At 47.1% G+C, this 15,183-nt stretch carries 10 protein-coding genes; 7 read left to right on the forward strand and 3 right to left on the reverse strand.

Annotated features, from left to right (window positions below):
- Positions 1–22: 22 nt before the first annotated feature.
- The 6 genes from HUB64_RS04215 (at position 23) to HUB64_RS04240 (ending at position 7,725) form a co-directional block, all read left to right on the forward strand.
- The gene (locus HUB64_RS04215; protein WP_173247152.1) at positions 23–1,405 is read left to right on the forward strand and encodes a TolC family protein; all 1,383 of its coding nucleotides are present in this window, start codon (positions 23–25) and stop codon (positions 1,403–1,405) included.
- Positions 1,395–2,369 (forward strand): HlyD family secretion protein, encoded by a 975-nt coding sequence (locus HUB64_RS04220; RefSeq protein WP_173247150.1) that lies wholly within the window; start codon positions 1,395–1,397, stop codon positions 2,367–2,369. The genes HUB64_RS04215 and HUB64_RS04220 overlap by 11 nt, the downstream gene beginning before the upstream one ends.
- 80 nt (positions 2,370–2,449) lie before the next feature.
- Entirely contained in the window at positions 2,450–3,667 is a 1,218-nt protein-coding gene (locus HUB64_RS04225) for an ABC transporter permease (RefSeq protein WP_173248704.1), read from the forward strand.
- 1 nt (position 3,668) lies between these two features.
- The gene (locus HUB64_RS04230) at positions 3,669–4,859 is read left to right on the forward strand and encodes an ABC transporter permease (RefSeq protein ID WP_173247148.1); all 1,191 of its coding nucleotides are present in this window, start codon (positions 3,669–3,671) and stop codon (positions 4,857–4,859) included.
- A 222-nt stretch (positions 4,860–5,081) separates the two neighbouring features.
- Positions 5,082–5,969 carry an ion transporter gene (locus tag HUB64_RS04235; RefSeq protein ID WP_173247146.1) on the forward strand — a complete coding sequence of 296 codons (888 nt, stop codon included), beginning with the start codon at positions 5,082–5,084 and terminating at the stop codon, positions 5,967–5,969.
- Positions 5,970–6,393: 424 nt separating this feature from the next.
- Positions 6,394–7,725 (forward strand): APC family permease, encoded by a 1,332-nt coding sequence (locus tag HUB64_RS04240; RefSeq protein ID WP_173247144.1) that lies wholly within the window; start codon positions 6,394–6,396, stop codon positions 7,723–7,725.
- Positions 7,726–7,880: 155 nt separating this feature from the next.
- Here HUB64_RS04240 and HUB64_RS04245 read toward each other — a convergent pair whose 3' ends face one another.
- Both HUB64_RS04245 and yjgA read right to left on the reverse strand, forming a co-directional pair.
- Positions 7,881–10,391 carry an Ig-like domain-containing protein gene (locus tag HUB64_RS04245; RefSeq protein WP_173496455.1) on the reverse strand — a complete coding sequence of 837 codons (2,511 nt, stop codon included), beginning with the start codon at positions 10,389–10,391 and terminating at the stop codon, positions 7,881–7,883.
- 29 nt (positions 10,392–10,420) lie between these two features.
- Positions 10,421–10,957, reverse strand: coding sequence for a ribosome biogenesis factor YjgA (gene yjgA, locus HUB64_RS04250; protein WP_105251298.1), 537 nt, complete (start codon positions 10,955–10,957; stop codon positions 10,421–10,423).
- A 437-nt stretch (positions 10,958–11,394) separates the two neighbouring features.
- Here yjgA and pmbA point away from each other — a divergent pair, with 437 nt between their 5' ends.
- On the forward strand, positions 11,395–12,738 hold the full coding sequence (gene pmbA / locus HUB64_RS04255) for a metalloprotease PmbA (RefSeq protein ID WP_105251299.1): 1,344 nt from the start codon (positions 11,395–11,397) through the stop codon (positions 12,736–12,738).
- A gap of 250 nt (positions 12,739–12,988) precedes the next feature.
- Here pmbA and HUB64_RS04260 read toward each other — a convergent pair whose 3' ends face one another.
- Positions 12,989–15,115: a TonB-dependent receptor gene (locus HUB64_RS04260; RefSeq protein ID WP_173496456.1), complete on the reverse strand. Its 2,127-nt coding sequence runs from the start codon at positions 15,113–15,115 to the stop codon at positions 12,989–12,991.
- Positions 15,116–15,183: the final 68 nt, after the last annotated feature.

Consider the following 15,183-nt stretch of genomic DNA (forward strand, 5'->3'; position numbering starts at 1 on the left):
AGTAACTACTCTAGAGGTGTTAATGAAACTATCACGTGTAGTATGGCTGTGCCTATTATCATTGCCTTCGGCTGGCTATGCTCAGCCGATTAGCTTTACTGATGCTTGGCAGCAAGTGCTGAAGGTGAGCGACAAGTTGCAAGCACAATCGCAGGAAGTTAACCGCGCTAAGGGGGAACAAGAGGCGGGCGAGAGCTTAAATTTGCCCTCATTAGACATTCGCGGTAACTATATTCATTTGGATAAACCGATTGAGTTTGATCTGAAAGAATTAAATTCTGTGATTTCTATCCCGCCATCGCTTGGCGGCATTATTGCGGGTATTCCGCCGCTGCCCTTAAGTGAACAAGATATTTTTAGCGCCAGCTTACAGGCAATGTGGCCGATTTATACGGGCGGACAGATCACTGCGGCTCAAGGTATACACGCGGCTATGGTGGCCGAGAAGCAACAAGAATTACAATTGGCTACTCGTGATTTATTTACCCTGCTGGTGGATAGATATTACGCTGTCGATGTGACGTTGGCATTGGTGAATACTCAGACTGATCTGGTTGGCTCGTTAACTAAGCATGTTGATCATGCTTTAGCACTAGAGCGCGAAGGGCAAATTGCTAAGGTTGAGCGCCTCAATGCTCAGGTCGCCCTAGACAATGCTAAAGTCAATTTAGGCAGTGCTCGTCGGCAACACGAAATGGCAGTGATCGCGCTGGCACGTATGCTACAGCAAAGTCAGGTGAGCACAAATTCTCCCTTATTTGTACTGCCACAGGCTCCTTCATTCGCTCAACTCAGCCAAATTACCCTGAGCCAACATCCGGCGCTCAAATTGCTCGAAGCGAAAGAAACGCAAGCGAACGGTTTAATAGCGTTGGAAAAAGGTAAATACCATCCAACGGTTTTCCTCTTCGGTAACTACACCTTGTATGAAGAGGACACACTCTTGACGAGCATCACACCTGACTGGATGGTTGGGGTTGGGGTCAATGTACCACTGATCAGCCGCGATGGCCGTAGCGGTAAGGTCGAAGCGGCGAAAAGTGCACTCTTACAAGCTCGTTATACCAAGGCACAAACTAAACAAGACTTGAGCCTGCTGGTGGATCAAAGCTATCGCCAATTATTACAGGCCGAGGAAGAAGTGACGGCGCTCGATACTTCGCTCGAACTTGCTATTGAAAACCTGCGTCTTAGGGAAATCGCCTTTAATCAAGGGCTTTCAACCTCTATCGACAGAGTCGATGCGGAGCTGAAACTGAGCGCAGTGAAAACTCAGCAATTGGCTGCCCGTTATCGTTATGTGCAAGCCTATGCCAGATTAATGGCCATCAGTGGTCAATTAGATGAATTTATCGGTCGTACCACAGCCCCTACCCAAGTGCAGGAGACAAACAATGCGCGCTAACAGAATACTTGCCCTTGTGGCGTTGGTCGCATTAGGCCTTATCTTAGCCTATGGACTCAAGCTCGCTTATAGCCCGCAGCCGAGTTTGTTGCAGGGCCAGATTGAAGCCCGTGAGTACAATGTTTCGTCCAAGGTGCCAGGCAGAGTCGAGCAAGTGCTCGTGCGCCGCGGTGATAGTGTGGCCCAAGGGGATTTATTATTTGCGATCCGCAGTCCTGAGCTAGATGCAAAGTTAATGCAGGCCGAAGGTGGCCGTGATGCCGCTAAGGCGATGCAGCTAGAAGCCAACAACGGTGCTCGCAGTCAAGAAGTGATGGCAGCCAAGGAGCAATGGCTCAAGGCGCAGGCGGCGGCAACGCTCGCTAAAACCACTTATACCCGAGTCGAAAATTTATTTAACGAAGGTGTGGCGGCAAGACAAAAACGCGATGAAGCCTTTACCCAATGGCAAGCTGCAAAATACACAGAACAAGCGGCCTTAGCCATGTACCAAATGGCCGAGGAAGGTGCGCGGGCGGAAACCAAAGTGGCTGCGGCAGGTAATGCCCGTAAGGCTGAAGGTGCAGTGAAAGAAGTTAGCGCCATTATGGAAGATAGCCAAATGCGCGCACCTAAATCGGGTGAGATCAGCGACGTGCTGTTACAGGCGGGTGAATTGGCTCCCAGTGGTTTTCCGATTGTTAGTTTGATTGATATGCAGGATGCTTGGGCCGTGTTCCAAGTGCGAGAAGACCAACTTAAACGTTTCAAAAAAGGTCAAACAATTCAATTAACGATTCCGGCACTCGGGCAGGATGTGGATTTTACTGTGTCCCATATCAGTGTGATGGGTGAGTTTGCCACTTGGCGTTCGACCGAAAGTGGCCATGATTTTGATATGCGAACCTTTGAAGTGGAATTGCGTCCAAACCAGCCGATTACCGATCTGCGTGTCGGCATGTCTGTGCTGCTGCGTAGTGAGTAAAAGTCGTGACTGAACGTACGCCTCACGCCAACGCGGCGGACAAGATTAAGGGCGAATCACAGCCATCGAGCATAAGCTTTATGGCGTTGCTCACAGCGTTAGTTCGCCGTGAGCTGCGTGCCCTATGGCATGACCCTTGGCAGTTAGCGCTGATAAGTTATATTCCACTACTGGGGATTTTATGCTTATGGTGGTTGTTCAGTGCAGGTCTGCCAAGGCAACTGCCCGTGGCGATTGTCGACCAAGATCATAGTCAATTGAGCCGCATGTTGACTCGTCAGCTTAAGGCAAATCCAGTTACCGATCCGCAAAGTTTTACCGACTTATCCTCGGCGATAAGCGCGATGCAACAGGCGAAAGTCTACGCTATTGTGGTTTTTCCCTATGATATGAAAAAGGATTTACTTACAGGCCATAAACCTACAATTGATGTGCGCTACAACAGTCAATTTTTGCTGGTGGGTAAGTTACTTTCAAGCCAAATTCAGCTGAGTTTAGGCGACGGATTACAGCAAGTGGCGGGTTTAAAGCAGCTCGCAAATGGTACACCGAAATCCCAAGTCACAGTGAATTTAAGCCCAGTCAAAAGCCAAACAACAGCCCTGTTTAACCGAAATAACAATTACATAGGTTTCTTAGTACCGCCAGTGCTGATTGCGCTGTGGCAGTTGTTATCTATGTTAGTGATGGCAAACAGCTTAAATCGAGAGCTGCATTTAGCGCCTACCACTCAGGCCGATGGCATGTCGAATCTCTTAACTGAACATTTTTGGCCTAAGGTGTGGGCGAAAATGGTGCTGTTTACGCCGATATTGATGCTGCAGGGCGGCTTTATTTTAGCTTGGCTGTATTTGTATCTTGCTCTGCCGATGGCGGGGAGTTTAGCCCTATTATTGCTCGCGCAATTAGTCATGTTATTGGCAGTCTGGAGCTTAGTGTTATTAATATTTGTAGTGATGCGTGACAGTGCGCGGGTTATCAGCTTTTGTACCGCTTTATTTGCGCCAGCGTTTGCCTTTATGGGCATTACTTTTCCGACTCACGAAATGCCGCAATTAGCCCAGTGGTGGCGACTTATCATGCCATCGAGCCATTATATTGAGTCCCATGTTAGTATCGTGAGTTATGGCGCCACTTGGCCAAGTGTAGCGAGCCAAATCACCAGCTATTGGGGCTTTATCTGTCTGATACCTTTGATATATTTCCTGTCGCGTAAATTACTGCCTATCACAGTTAACACCAATGCTTCAGTGACGGTTTATGACTCGGACGCAGCTATATCTGCGAAGGGGCAATAGGATGAATTTATCCAATAGCGAACACGCAAACACACCACGTCAGCTCAGTCTGTGGCGACTGATCCTCACTGAATTTAAGGCCATTATTAGCGATAAAGCGATTGCTGTGACTTTATTTGGCGGTGTACTGTTTTATTCGGTTTTGTATCCTTTGCCCTATCTGAATCAAGTGCCGACCGAGCAACAACTGATCGTGGTGGACTTAGACCATTCTTCCCTAAGCCGTCAATTGATCCGTCATGCCGATGCCAGCGCAAAAATTCAAGTCATAGGTCAAGTCGGTTCGATTACCGAGGCGAAGCGTTTTATTGAGACGCGTAAGGCCCACGGCTTACTCGTGATCCCAGAAGGATTCCGCCGCGATTTATTGCTTGGTAAAGGTGTGACGCTAAGCTATGGCGGTGATGCTAGTTACTTTTTGATTTATTCCGCGGTTGTTGAAGGCTTAGTTAGCGCTGGAATGGATGCGGGAAAACAAGTGCAATTGATTGGCATGCTTGCTCAAGGACAAAATCCTAAGCAGGCCCAAGAGAGTTTAAACTCGCTTCATCTTAACAGTGTACCTGCCTTTAACCAGAGCCTAGGTTATACGCCCTATGTGGTACCTGGACTGTTCTTGCTGATTTTGCACCAAACCTTACTCATAGGTACTGGCATTTTAGGGGCTGGGCAATGGCGGCATAAAGGGTATTGGCAGCAGGTGTCACCGGTGCAATTAGTCTGTGGTCGTATTCTTGCTTTCATGTTGATTTATATCTTCTTTACCAGCTTTTATGTGGGCTATTGTTATCACTGGTATAACGTGAGTATTCAAGCGAGCCTTGGTTTAGTTGCGCTGTGGTTATTGCCGTTTTTACTGGCTACCGCCGCCGCAGGTATTGCCATGAGCACCTTGTTCACCCGCCGCGATTTACCCACCCAAGTGCTACTGCTGATCTCTATGCCTATTTTATTTGTGTCAGGTTTTGTGTGGCCGATAGCGTTGATCCCAGAACCTTTAGTACTCGGCTCACAGTTTATTCCCGCGGTACCCGCGATTATGGGCATGCTAGAACTCAATCAAATGGGCGCAAGTTGGGCGAGTGTGATGCCAAAATGGCTGCAACTCTGGGGCTTATTTGCGGTCTTTTTCGGCCTAGCGATGTTGGGGATTAAGCGTCGAGCGAGATTGTTGCTGATTGGTACCCATTAGTTTTTAGCGATACCTTAGATTTATATTTATTGGCGAGTGTTAATCGTTTACTGAGGACGTAATGACGTTTTACCCACCCCCTCATAAAAGTTGCTGTTCATATTATCCAAATCTTGCTCAATCCACTGCATTTAACCCTGTTGTTATTTAACCCACCGTAAAAACTGGGCATCTGAAAGCGCACTCGCTACAATCGCCGCAATTGTGATTATAGGAGTCGACATGAGTACATCTTTACTTAACGCACCAACGGGTTTGCAGGCACGAGTGATTAGCTTGGTTGAGCAAAACTGGTTTGGTCATTTTATTTTGACATTGATTTTAATCAACGCGGTGCAGTTAGGTATGGAGACCTCAGCCAGCCTGATGGCGCAATACGGTACTTTGTTGATGAGTCTTGATAAGGTGCTGCTGAGTGTATTTGTCGTGGAGTTATTGCTGCGGATTTATGCCTATAGGGGAAAATTTTTTAAAGACCCTTGGAGTGTGTTTGATTTTACTGTGATAGTGATTGCACTGATCCCTGCATCTGGGCCTCTGGCTGTACTGCGTTCGCTACGGGTGTTGCGGGTGCTGAGAGTGTTAACAATTGTGCCATCAATGAAACGGGTCGTGTCAGCTCTGTTGGGATCACTTCCAGGACTGGCATCGATCGCCACGGTATTACTGTTGATTTATTATGTGTTTGCGGTGATCGCCACCAAAATCTTTGGTGGTACGTTTCCGGAATGGTTTGGCACCATTGCTGATTCGTTTTATACCCTATTTCAAATAATGACGCTTGAAAGTTGGTCTATGGGAATTTCGCGGCCAGTGATGGAAGTTTACCCTTATGCTTGGGTATTTTTCGTGCCATTTATTCTGGTGGCTACTTTCACTATGCTAAATTTGTTTATTGCGATTATCGTCAATACCATGCAAACCTTCAGTGACGAAGAGCATGCATTAGAGCGTGAGCAGGACAAACAAGTCTTGGAGCAGGAACAAAGACAAATGCACGAGGAGTTGAAAGCCATCAGACTCGAGCTACAACAATTACAAACCTTGCTGCGCAGTGCTGCTGGTGATTCTTCTAATGTATCGACAAAGGGAGATATTGGTTCTGATTAAAGCAGATTGAGGATCGTGAGCTGATATCAAGTCTTGTACTTGGATTCTGTCGTTTTTCGCTAAGCCATCACAGATTGCGGATCACTTAATATTTTTATTGGGTTGTCTTCTTGTTGGTTTTGGGGGAGAATGCGCGCCGAAAAAATAACCGAGATACTCAGTATCTCGGTTATTTTTTATTTATGGCGTATGTGTTTTAAAACAATTGAGGCCGGTAAACATCCGGAAATGATATGAGGTTCAGTTGAACCTATTTTACTGAGGAAAGACCAATGGGGCTGTTGTGTACCGGATTGTCGGTAGTTGTTGTAAATCAAGTTGTTGCGTTAGCCATTAAACCTAGAGTGCAGACGGTTAGCCGCAAGCAAAAACTAATTGCAGATGCGTGCTTAGGTGTTCAACCCTGTACAATGGGGGTGTGCTGATGAGCCAACAAAATCCGGGTTTGAAGCAGACCCTCAACTTATGGCAAGTGGTGGTGATGGGGCTTGCCTATCTCACGCCTATGGCCGTTTTTGACACCTTTGGTATTGTTTCCGAGATCACCTCTGGCCATGTGGCTACGTCTTATCTATTCGCATTGGCGGGGATTTTATTTACCGCGTTTAGTTACGGTCATTTGGTACGTAAATATCCCTATGCGGGTTCAGCCTACACTTATGCTCAAAAAACCTTTAGCCCGAATGTTGGTTTTATGGTGGGTTGGTCATCGCTGCTGGACTATATGTTTATGCCAATGATCAATATGTTGCTCGCAAAAATCTATTTAACCGCCATGTTTCCCAGCGTCGAACCTTGGATCTTTATTTTCGCTCTTGTGACCATAATGACCTTGCTTAATCTCAAGGGGATTGATCTCGTCGCGAACTTTAATGGGGTGATAGTGTTTGCACAGATCGCCATTATTGTGGTGTTCATTGGTCTAATGGCCTATAGCATTTCCCTCGGTGAAGGCGAAGGTGTCATCGCGAGTGTGCGACCATTTTATGCCGATAATATGGCGATGGCGCCATTATTCACAGGGGCGACGATTCTGTGTTTCTCCTTCCTCGGCTTTGACGGGTTAAGTTCACTGACTGAAGAAACTAAAGATGCTCAACGTGTTATTCCTCGCGCGATTGTGTTGACGGCTTTGCTCGGTGGCGTGATTTTTGTTGGCGTGTCTTATTTTTTGCAGCTCTATTTCCCCGATATCTCCCGCTTTCAACAGCTTGATGCGGTATTGCCTGAAATTGCACTCTATGTGGGTGGTAATCTATTCCAGTCCATCGTATTAGTCGCGACCACCGTTGCTGTATTGGCATCCGGTATGGCTGCCCATGCTGGGGTTGCGCGGATTTTATATGTGATGGGGCGGGATAATATGTTGCCACGTAAAGGGTTTGCTTATATCCATCCTAGATGGCGAACCCCTGCATTTAATGTCTTGTTGGTGGGCGCACTTGCGCTATCTGCCGTCTCATTTGATTTGGAAATGGCCTTAGCCTTAGTTAACTTTGGCGCCTTAGTGGCGTTCACCTTCGTGAACTTAGCCGTGATTGTGCAGTTTTACCTAAGGGATCGACGTAATAAATCTTTTAGAGACCACTTACAATACTTAGTCTTGCCATTGTGTGGCGCCGGTACTATTGGCGTGCTTTGGGTGAACTTAGAGCCACAATCATTAGAGTTGGGGCTTATATGGGCGGCTGTGGGAGCATTGTATTTGGCTTTACGTAGTTTCCGGTTACGCCGCGCAGTAGAGCTACAAAATTAAGAGCTATAAAATTAGTGAGAGTCATGGCTCATAGATGCACAGCTATAACTAAAGATGTGTAGTAGATCTAAGGGCCGTGGGTTGTCATCCTCTAATAAAATCCTCCAATAAAAAGACCCGCATTCGCGGGTCTTTTTAGTTTGCTTAATCACGTTTTAAAGCGATGGCACTGTGAAACCTAAGTTATCAGTGACCACATTTTTAGGGGTCGTGACTTTCACCGATACGCTGGTGTTGGCCGATGCCGTAAATTTCAGTGGTGAACCTAGACTGCCTTTCGCATACACAGTATTGGGAACCTCGAAGGTTTTAGGCGTTCCAGCACAATCCACGCAAAGTTCGATACTTGTCTGAGCTGGCATGATTTGATTCGCACTGTCGTGGACAAATACTACAAACTCAGAACTAGCACCAACGGCCACAGGCTTGATGTCATTCACACTCGGCAATAACACACCGTCTTGCATCACACTGATATAAGCCTGTGAGCCTGACATGCTCATTACTAAGGCTTTGCGGATATAGGTTTTATTGGCTTGGCCTTTGCCGCAGAGTGCGCTTTCGCATTGTGGACCGTTAAATTTACCATCGGCAAAACTATATTCTTTTGCTTGAGTATTCCAAAATGGTTCGGCTGAATTCCTAATGCCATCTTCATTGTCATCCCTAAACGCATCACCTAGATCACTAAAACCACTAGGAAGATAGGCTTCGATGTCCATACCATTGCCTGTGCATTTTTTCACAACGCCTGAATTCGTTAAACAAGCCAAGTCAGGCACAGGCGTGCCATTGATGTCTTTACTAACATCAGCATCATCAAAGATGTTATTGCCATTGGTATCGAAGAAGGTTTCGTGACCTAAGGCATAAGCGAGAATCGTGATGCGGTGATCGGGTACTCGTGCAGTTTGTGAAGTCCAAACAACGCTACATGTCCCATTTTTAGTTAAACATGATGTTGGGATCTGGCCACCTTCTGTCGTGAAGTTGACAGCAGTATCATCGGGCGCTGGATTACCAAAACTATCGGAGGCTCGTATGGTGATCGTTGCAGTTTCACCATTAAAGTCACCTGCTTCTGGATTGAATATTGTCGTTGATAGACTAAATCCAAGCTGTTGCGGCAAGCCAGTATTGACGGTCAGTTGCTCTGATTGGCTAGTGATGACTTCTTTAGTATCAGTATCAACTGCAGTAGCGACTACGCGCACAGGCGTGGGTACTGTACCGGATAATACGCGCACACTGGCGATACCTTGGGAGTTAGTCAGGCTTTGCGCATTCGCAGTGCCATTGGCAAAACTTAAACCGCCAACCACAGTGTCTAAGGTAAAGCTGACTTTCTGTTGCGCTGCGGGTTGGCCATTGGCGCTGGTGACTTTGAAGCTGACTAAAGAGGATTCGCTTGAACCTGTGCCGCCCGCACCTTTAATGCGAATTTGTGCCGGCTCTGCCGACTCAAAACTTAAACTGGCAAGCGTTTGACGTTGCAGAGTAAATGGGAAATTCGCCGTTAACGTCTGATTGCCAGCTACGGTTGTGGCGATGATTTGGTCGCTACGTTCACTGTTGCCACTGCAACTTGTGTCTTGGAAGGTCGAGCTCGCATTACCCGATAAAGTCGTAACTGGGGTATCGAGTGTGGCGCTATTGTTTGTGGTGCAATCTGAGCTAAAGCTGATGGAAGAGGGTGTTTGTACTCGTGTAACCGTGCCGTCATTGGCCTCTAATACTAAACTTGCACTTACACCAAAACTACCGCCTGCGCTGATTTTATATTTGCCATCGGCATTGGCCGTTAAGGTGCTCGCCAGTTTACCTTCGGTAAAGACTGCGCCATTGAATGAGCCGAGTTTCAGCGTGCCTTCTTGATTGACGGCATCTTTACTCAGCACTTCATACAAACTGCTGGTTTGCAGCGATTGACCTTGATAGTCCACAGTGACCGTTAAGGCATTTGCCCCTAATTCAGTTGCACTTGGCGTATAGGGTACCTGCGCAATACCTTGAGTGTTGGTCAGCGCACTGGCAGGATTGAGCGCCGCTGAACCAGCAGTAAAGGTGACTTTAGCGCCTTCGATACCTTTGCTTTCGCTATCGAGCAATATGGCTTGTAATTGCACCGACTCATCGACTTTAAAGCGAGTGACTAAGGCTGAGCTGTTTAAAATACTGGCGCTGAGTTTAGGTGCAGCAGGAGAAGTACCATCGCTAGCACTTAAAAACTCAAAATTGCGGGTAGCTGTTAGCGCCGTTGTGGAATCATTTGGGGTTGTCGTTGCAGTAATTATCCCTGCATTGACAAGTAAATCAGGATTACTAACGATAATAATGGCTTCACCGTTATTGTCTGTTAGTTTGCTATTAGGTGTTAATACACCAAGGTCTGTCGTAAAGTCTACTTTCTGATTGCTCACTGTAGCTGAGCCTTTCTTTAACTTCGCGACTGCGCAAAAGCCTGTGTTTTTAGGGAAACTTTGGAGTGAAGTAACACTGCCGCATTCAGAACCCGATAAGGTTTTAAAGTCGATAGACAGTTTATAGATACCGTCAGTTGCATCTGTGCCACCGTTATCTTCGTCCGCAGGGCCGTTACAGGCCCCGAGTCCAAATAGTCCAATAAAAAGCAAAGCTAGGCTACATAACGTTTTGCTAAGTCGCATAAGCAACATCCTTGTGGGGCTGAAGTTAATTAGTCTTGGATTTCGCTGCGTAGATATTTAAACAGCTCTTTAGATGATTTTGATTCTGGGCCTTTGGCCAGTTCTTTGGTGGCTTGACGCACCAAAGTACGCAGTTTTTGTCTGTCTAATTGCGGATAATGCTCGACGACAGTTTGAATCTCATCATCACCTTGGGTGAGTAAGCGTTCACGCATTTTTTCGAACATTTGTAACTTAGCGGTCTCGTTGTTGTTTTTATTCAACACGATAGCGAGTGAAGCCTTGATTGGCTCAATATCAAAATTACGCATCAATTTGCCGATATACTGCATGTGGCGACGATACGCCTCAGTATTGACCTTGATTTTACGTGTTTGCAGGATAGCGTCGTACAAAAACTCATCCAGCTCGATTTTATCTAGCTGAGTCTTGCTCAGTGAAACAAGCTCCATACCGACTTTTTGCACGGCTTCGCTATCACGCTTGTCCGTTGTTTTGCTGCTGACATAATCTTCATCTATGTCGTAGGGCTGTTTAAAATGTTCTGAATCACCAACAATCTTCATATAGATAAAACCTCAAGTAATTTACTGGCTAATAATAACATCTCTAGCCAAAAATCGCCTAGGTGAATGTGTTTATACCCAAGCTACCTGAAGATACGAGTTTCAGAGCGCATAGGGTGCTTCAATTCAAGGCGCAGCAATGACAGAATGTCGGCTACCTTTTGAATTGATGCAACACGGAAGTGAAGTGCCCTAGGCGCTCCGTCCCGGCGGGTTTTAACGCACTTTATGCTGCGTTGGTTATTTTTAACTTAGACCACTAGGTCCGCAAATAACCGCCTTGCCTAAAGTGCGTTAAACTCCCGCTGAATCCTGCATCTTCAGGTTGTTTGGGTATAGGATACGCTCTCAAGCCTAAGTCAGCCGCGAATAATTAATGTGAATGGGTTTTGTGTTTGTTATGCTACGGCAATTGCCGACAACGAAAGAGTAGCTTTGTGTCTTTGAACAGAATCGATAGTGAATTAGGCGCGCTGAAAGATGCGGTGGCCGTGGCGCTGGAATATGCCAACAAATTAGGAACGAACGCTGCCGAAGTGGCGATCAGTAAACAACAAGGTTTGTCGGTTTCTACCCGTTTAAAAGAAGTTGAAACCGTTGAATTTAATAAAGATGGTGCCTTAGGGATTACGGTTTACCGCGATGGTTGCAAGGGCAGTTCATCGACGTCGGATTTAAGTCCAGAGGCCATTGCCCTCGCGGTGAAAGCGGCCGACGATATCGCCCGTTATACTTCTCCCGATCCATTCAGTGGCCTTGCCGATAAAGCCTTGATGGCAAATCAGATCCGCGATCTTCAACTGTATTATCCACAAGATATTTCCCCCGATGAGTTAGCGCAACTGGCAATCCGCGCCGAAACTGCGGCGCTCGATGCCGATCCACGTATCAATAATTCCGACGGCGCCAGTGCCAATGCTCACACCGCGGTTAAAGTGTATGGCAACAGCCACGGTTTCTTAAACGGTTATTGCAGCTCGCGTTATAGCTTGAGTTGCAGCGTGATTGGTGAAGATAGCGAAGGCAATATGCAACGGGATTACGATTACACTATCGCCCGTAAATTCAGCGAGATGCTTGCACCTGAAACGGTAGGTTTAAAGACCGCCGAGAAGACAGTAAGCCGCCTCGGTGCGCGCAAGATCGCGACGACGCGTTTACCCATTTTATTAGCGCCAGATATCGCCACAGGGTTAATCGGCCACTTTATCGGAGCGATCAGCGGTGGCAGTTTATACCGTAAATCCAGTTTCTTATTGGATTCGATCAACACCCAAATCTTCCCCGATTGGTTCAATATCGAAGAGCAGCCGCATTTACTGGGCGCACTGGCGAGCGCGAACTATGACAGTGAAGGCGTGGCGACCCAAGACAGACGCATTATTGACCGCGGCATGTTAGAAACCTATTTGCTGACCAGCTACTCGGCGCGCAAGTTAGGCTTAACCAACACGGGCCATGCGGGCGGTATTTATAACTGGACGCTTGGCCACACAGGCCAAACCTTCGACGAATTGGTGAAAGACATGGGCACAGGTTTGATTGTGACCGAAGTCATGGGCCAAGGCGTGAACATGGTAACGGGCGATTATTCCCGTGGTGCGGCGGGTTTCTACGTTGAAAACGGTGAGATCCAATATCCAGTGGAAGAGATCACTATCGCGGGTAACTTAAAAGAGATGTTCCGTGGCGTGCAAGCCGTGAGTAAGGATTTTGATTTGCGCTCATCGATTCGTACCGGCGGTATCTTGTTATCTGAAATGAAGATTGCGGGTAACTAATCCATAGTCTCACTCGTTTCGCCGTGCTGCATAGTGCGCTTAAGTCGTCTCAGTGCTTTAGTGCTAGTATTTTAGTCTTGGTAGCATGAATGTGGTTTGAGCATAAAAAGGGCAAGCGATTAATCACTTAATCTGCTTGCCCTTTTTGTTTAACGCGTCGATTAGAGCTGTTCGGCCTAAAAATCCGCGCCGTTAAAAACCATGTGGTTAAAAACTATGTTGTTAAAAACAGTGCCTTTAAAATCAGTCGTTAAAATGCATAGCTTGCGCTGAGTTCGAACGAGCGACCTGCACCGGCAATTTGGTTAAAGCCATTGGTATTATCGGCCTTAAATTCAGCCACACTCACGCCGCCCAGTGGCAGCTCATAGTAGCTGTCGAACAGATTATTCACGGCGAAGGTAACAGTCAGATCCTGCCACTTCATACTGCTGTTCAAATTGAGCAAGGAGTAGCTGTCTGTTTCATTTTCAAGGCGGCGGTCATCTACGCGATCTTTGGTCGCAACCCATTGCCATGAAAGACTGTTTTCCCACTGACCTAACTGATGTTGCAGTGCTAGCTCTGTTTGCAACGGCTTGATTTGATATAAAGGTTCATCACCTTCATCTCGCTCGCCACGGGTTACATTCACTTTGCCTAACACTTGCCATTTACCTGTGCTGGTTTCGGCAAACTGATAGAGCGCATTAAAACGTGCGCCATAGAGATTGGCATCTAAGTTAGTGAATTGGAGAATATTGCGTTTGCCATCAGGCGAACTGGTGCGATTGAAGCTACCAATGACTTCGGCATCGACATAGTCCGTTACAGCTGTGTACCAAGCCGTGGTCGAGACTTGCCAGCTATCATCGTTATATTTGTAGGCTGCGCTCAGGGTATGGGCGGTTTCTGGTTTAAGATCCGGATTACCCACATAACCATTACCATCACCATACCAACCTATCATAGTGGTCGCCATAGTGCCGCGGCCCCAGCTGTAACGTTCGTACAGATTCGGTGCACGATTCTTGCGGGCTAAACCAAACTCAAGTTGTTGATTAGTCGATAATTGATAGCGCGCCAGTAAGGTGGCATCGATCAGATTATCATCACGTTTTCTGTCCATCGCATTAAAGGCTTTTGCCGCTTCGGCGTCGACATTGGGCATGCCCATCATAGGCATGTTGCTATAAGCTTGGACTTCACCTGTATTGGTGGTGACATACTCAAAGCGAACACCCGCCGATAACCACCAGCTTTGACTTAAATCTTGCTGCCATTCGCCATAAACGGCGGCACGTTTTCGCTGGCCATCGTTGATGTTGATGTAGTCATTGGGCGCCATCATAGTGCCAGGCACCGCAGGCCAAACATCGTCGAGCCGGTAGCTATAGTATTCTTGGCCGACCAGTAAGGTGCTGTCATCACCCATTGGCAAGCGCCAGTGTAGTTGATAGCTGTAGTCATCACCTTCAGTGTTCATTGGCATCTTGCCGGTTTTTTCTGGGGTGAAAAAGCCCATCTCGTGTTTCACGCCGTGCCAGTTTACTTGGGCACTGAATTCACCGTCATCGTCGAGTTTGAGTTGATAACGGGCGAGGGCACCGTAACTCTTGTTATCCGTCATATCCATGTATTGGTTAGCAAAACCTTGGAATGGAATATTTTGGTGGGTCAATTTGATGGCAACTTCTTGAGTCTCATCGCGCCATGCGGCGGTCAGTGCATGGTTTTGTGCGCGGTACAGGGTATCGATGACTTTATCGCCATTACCATCTTTATAGCTGTTGGCATCTTCATAGGCGCCTTGATAGCTAAGACTGACATTTTTGCTGGCGACTGTGGCGTTGGTGCCGAGTAATAAGGTGTCACTCACACTGCGAAATCCAGTTGAAATATCGCCACTATTCCACTTGATAGCCTCGCTTTCACCAAATTTAGGGTTAAGGCTGCTAACCTTAATCACGCCCGCAATATTGTCACCACCCGCGCTGACTGGCGATACACCCGCAATAACTTCGGCTGTAGTGATTTGATTGGCGGAGATATAGGACAGCGGTGGATTCATTTGGTTTGCACAGGACGCGGTAATGTCTGCGCCATCAACCAGCACTTTGATGCGATCGCCCATCATGCCATTGAGGATAGGTAGGGCCGATACGCCGCCCGCTTCGGAGAAATCGACTCCTTGCCCTTTCAGTAGATTTTCAGCCGAGCCTAAGGTGTTACGGTTTTCGGTCTGTTGGCCATGGACCTCTAAGCGTTCAATATTGGCTAATTCGCTGTCGTCAGCCATAGCCTGTGGCGCTAGCGATAAGCCCATGGCGATTGCGAGGGATGAGGAAATTACTGAAGTTTTAAACGGGTGAGATAAATACGCAGAATTTGCAGCCATCTTATTGTCTTCCATTCACTTGGATTAATTGCGCTGCATTATAAAGAGCATCTCAGTGTGGCAGGTGC

It is taken from the genome of Shewanella sp. ISTPL2, assembly GCF_013283205.1.
GTDB classification, from domain to species: Bacteria; Pseudomonadota; Gammaproteobacteria; order Enterobacterales; family Shewanellaceae; genus Shewanella; species Shewanella oncorhynchi.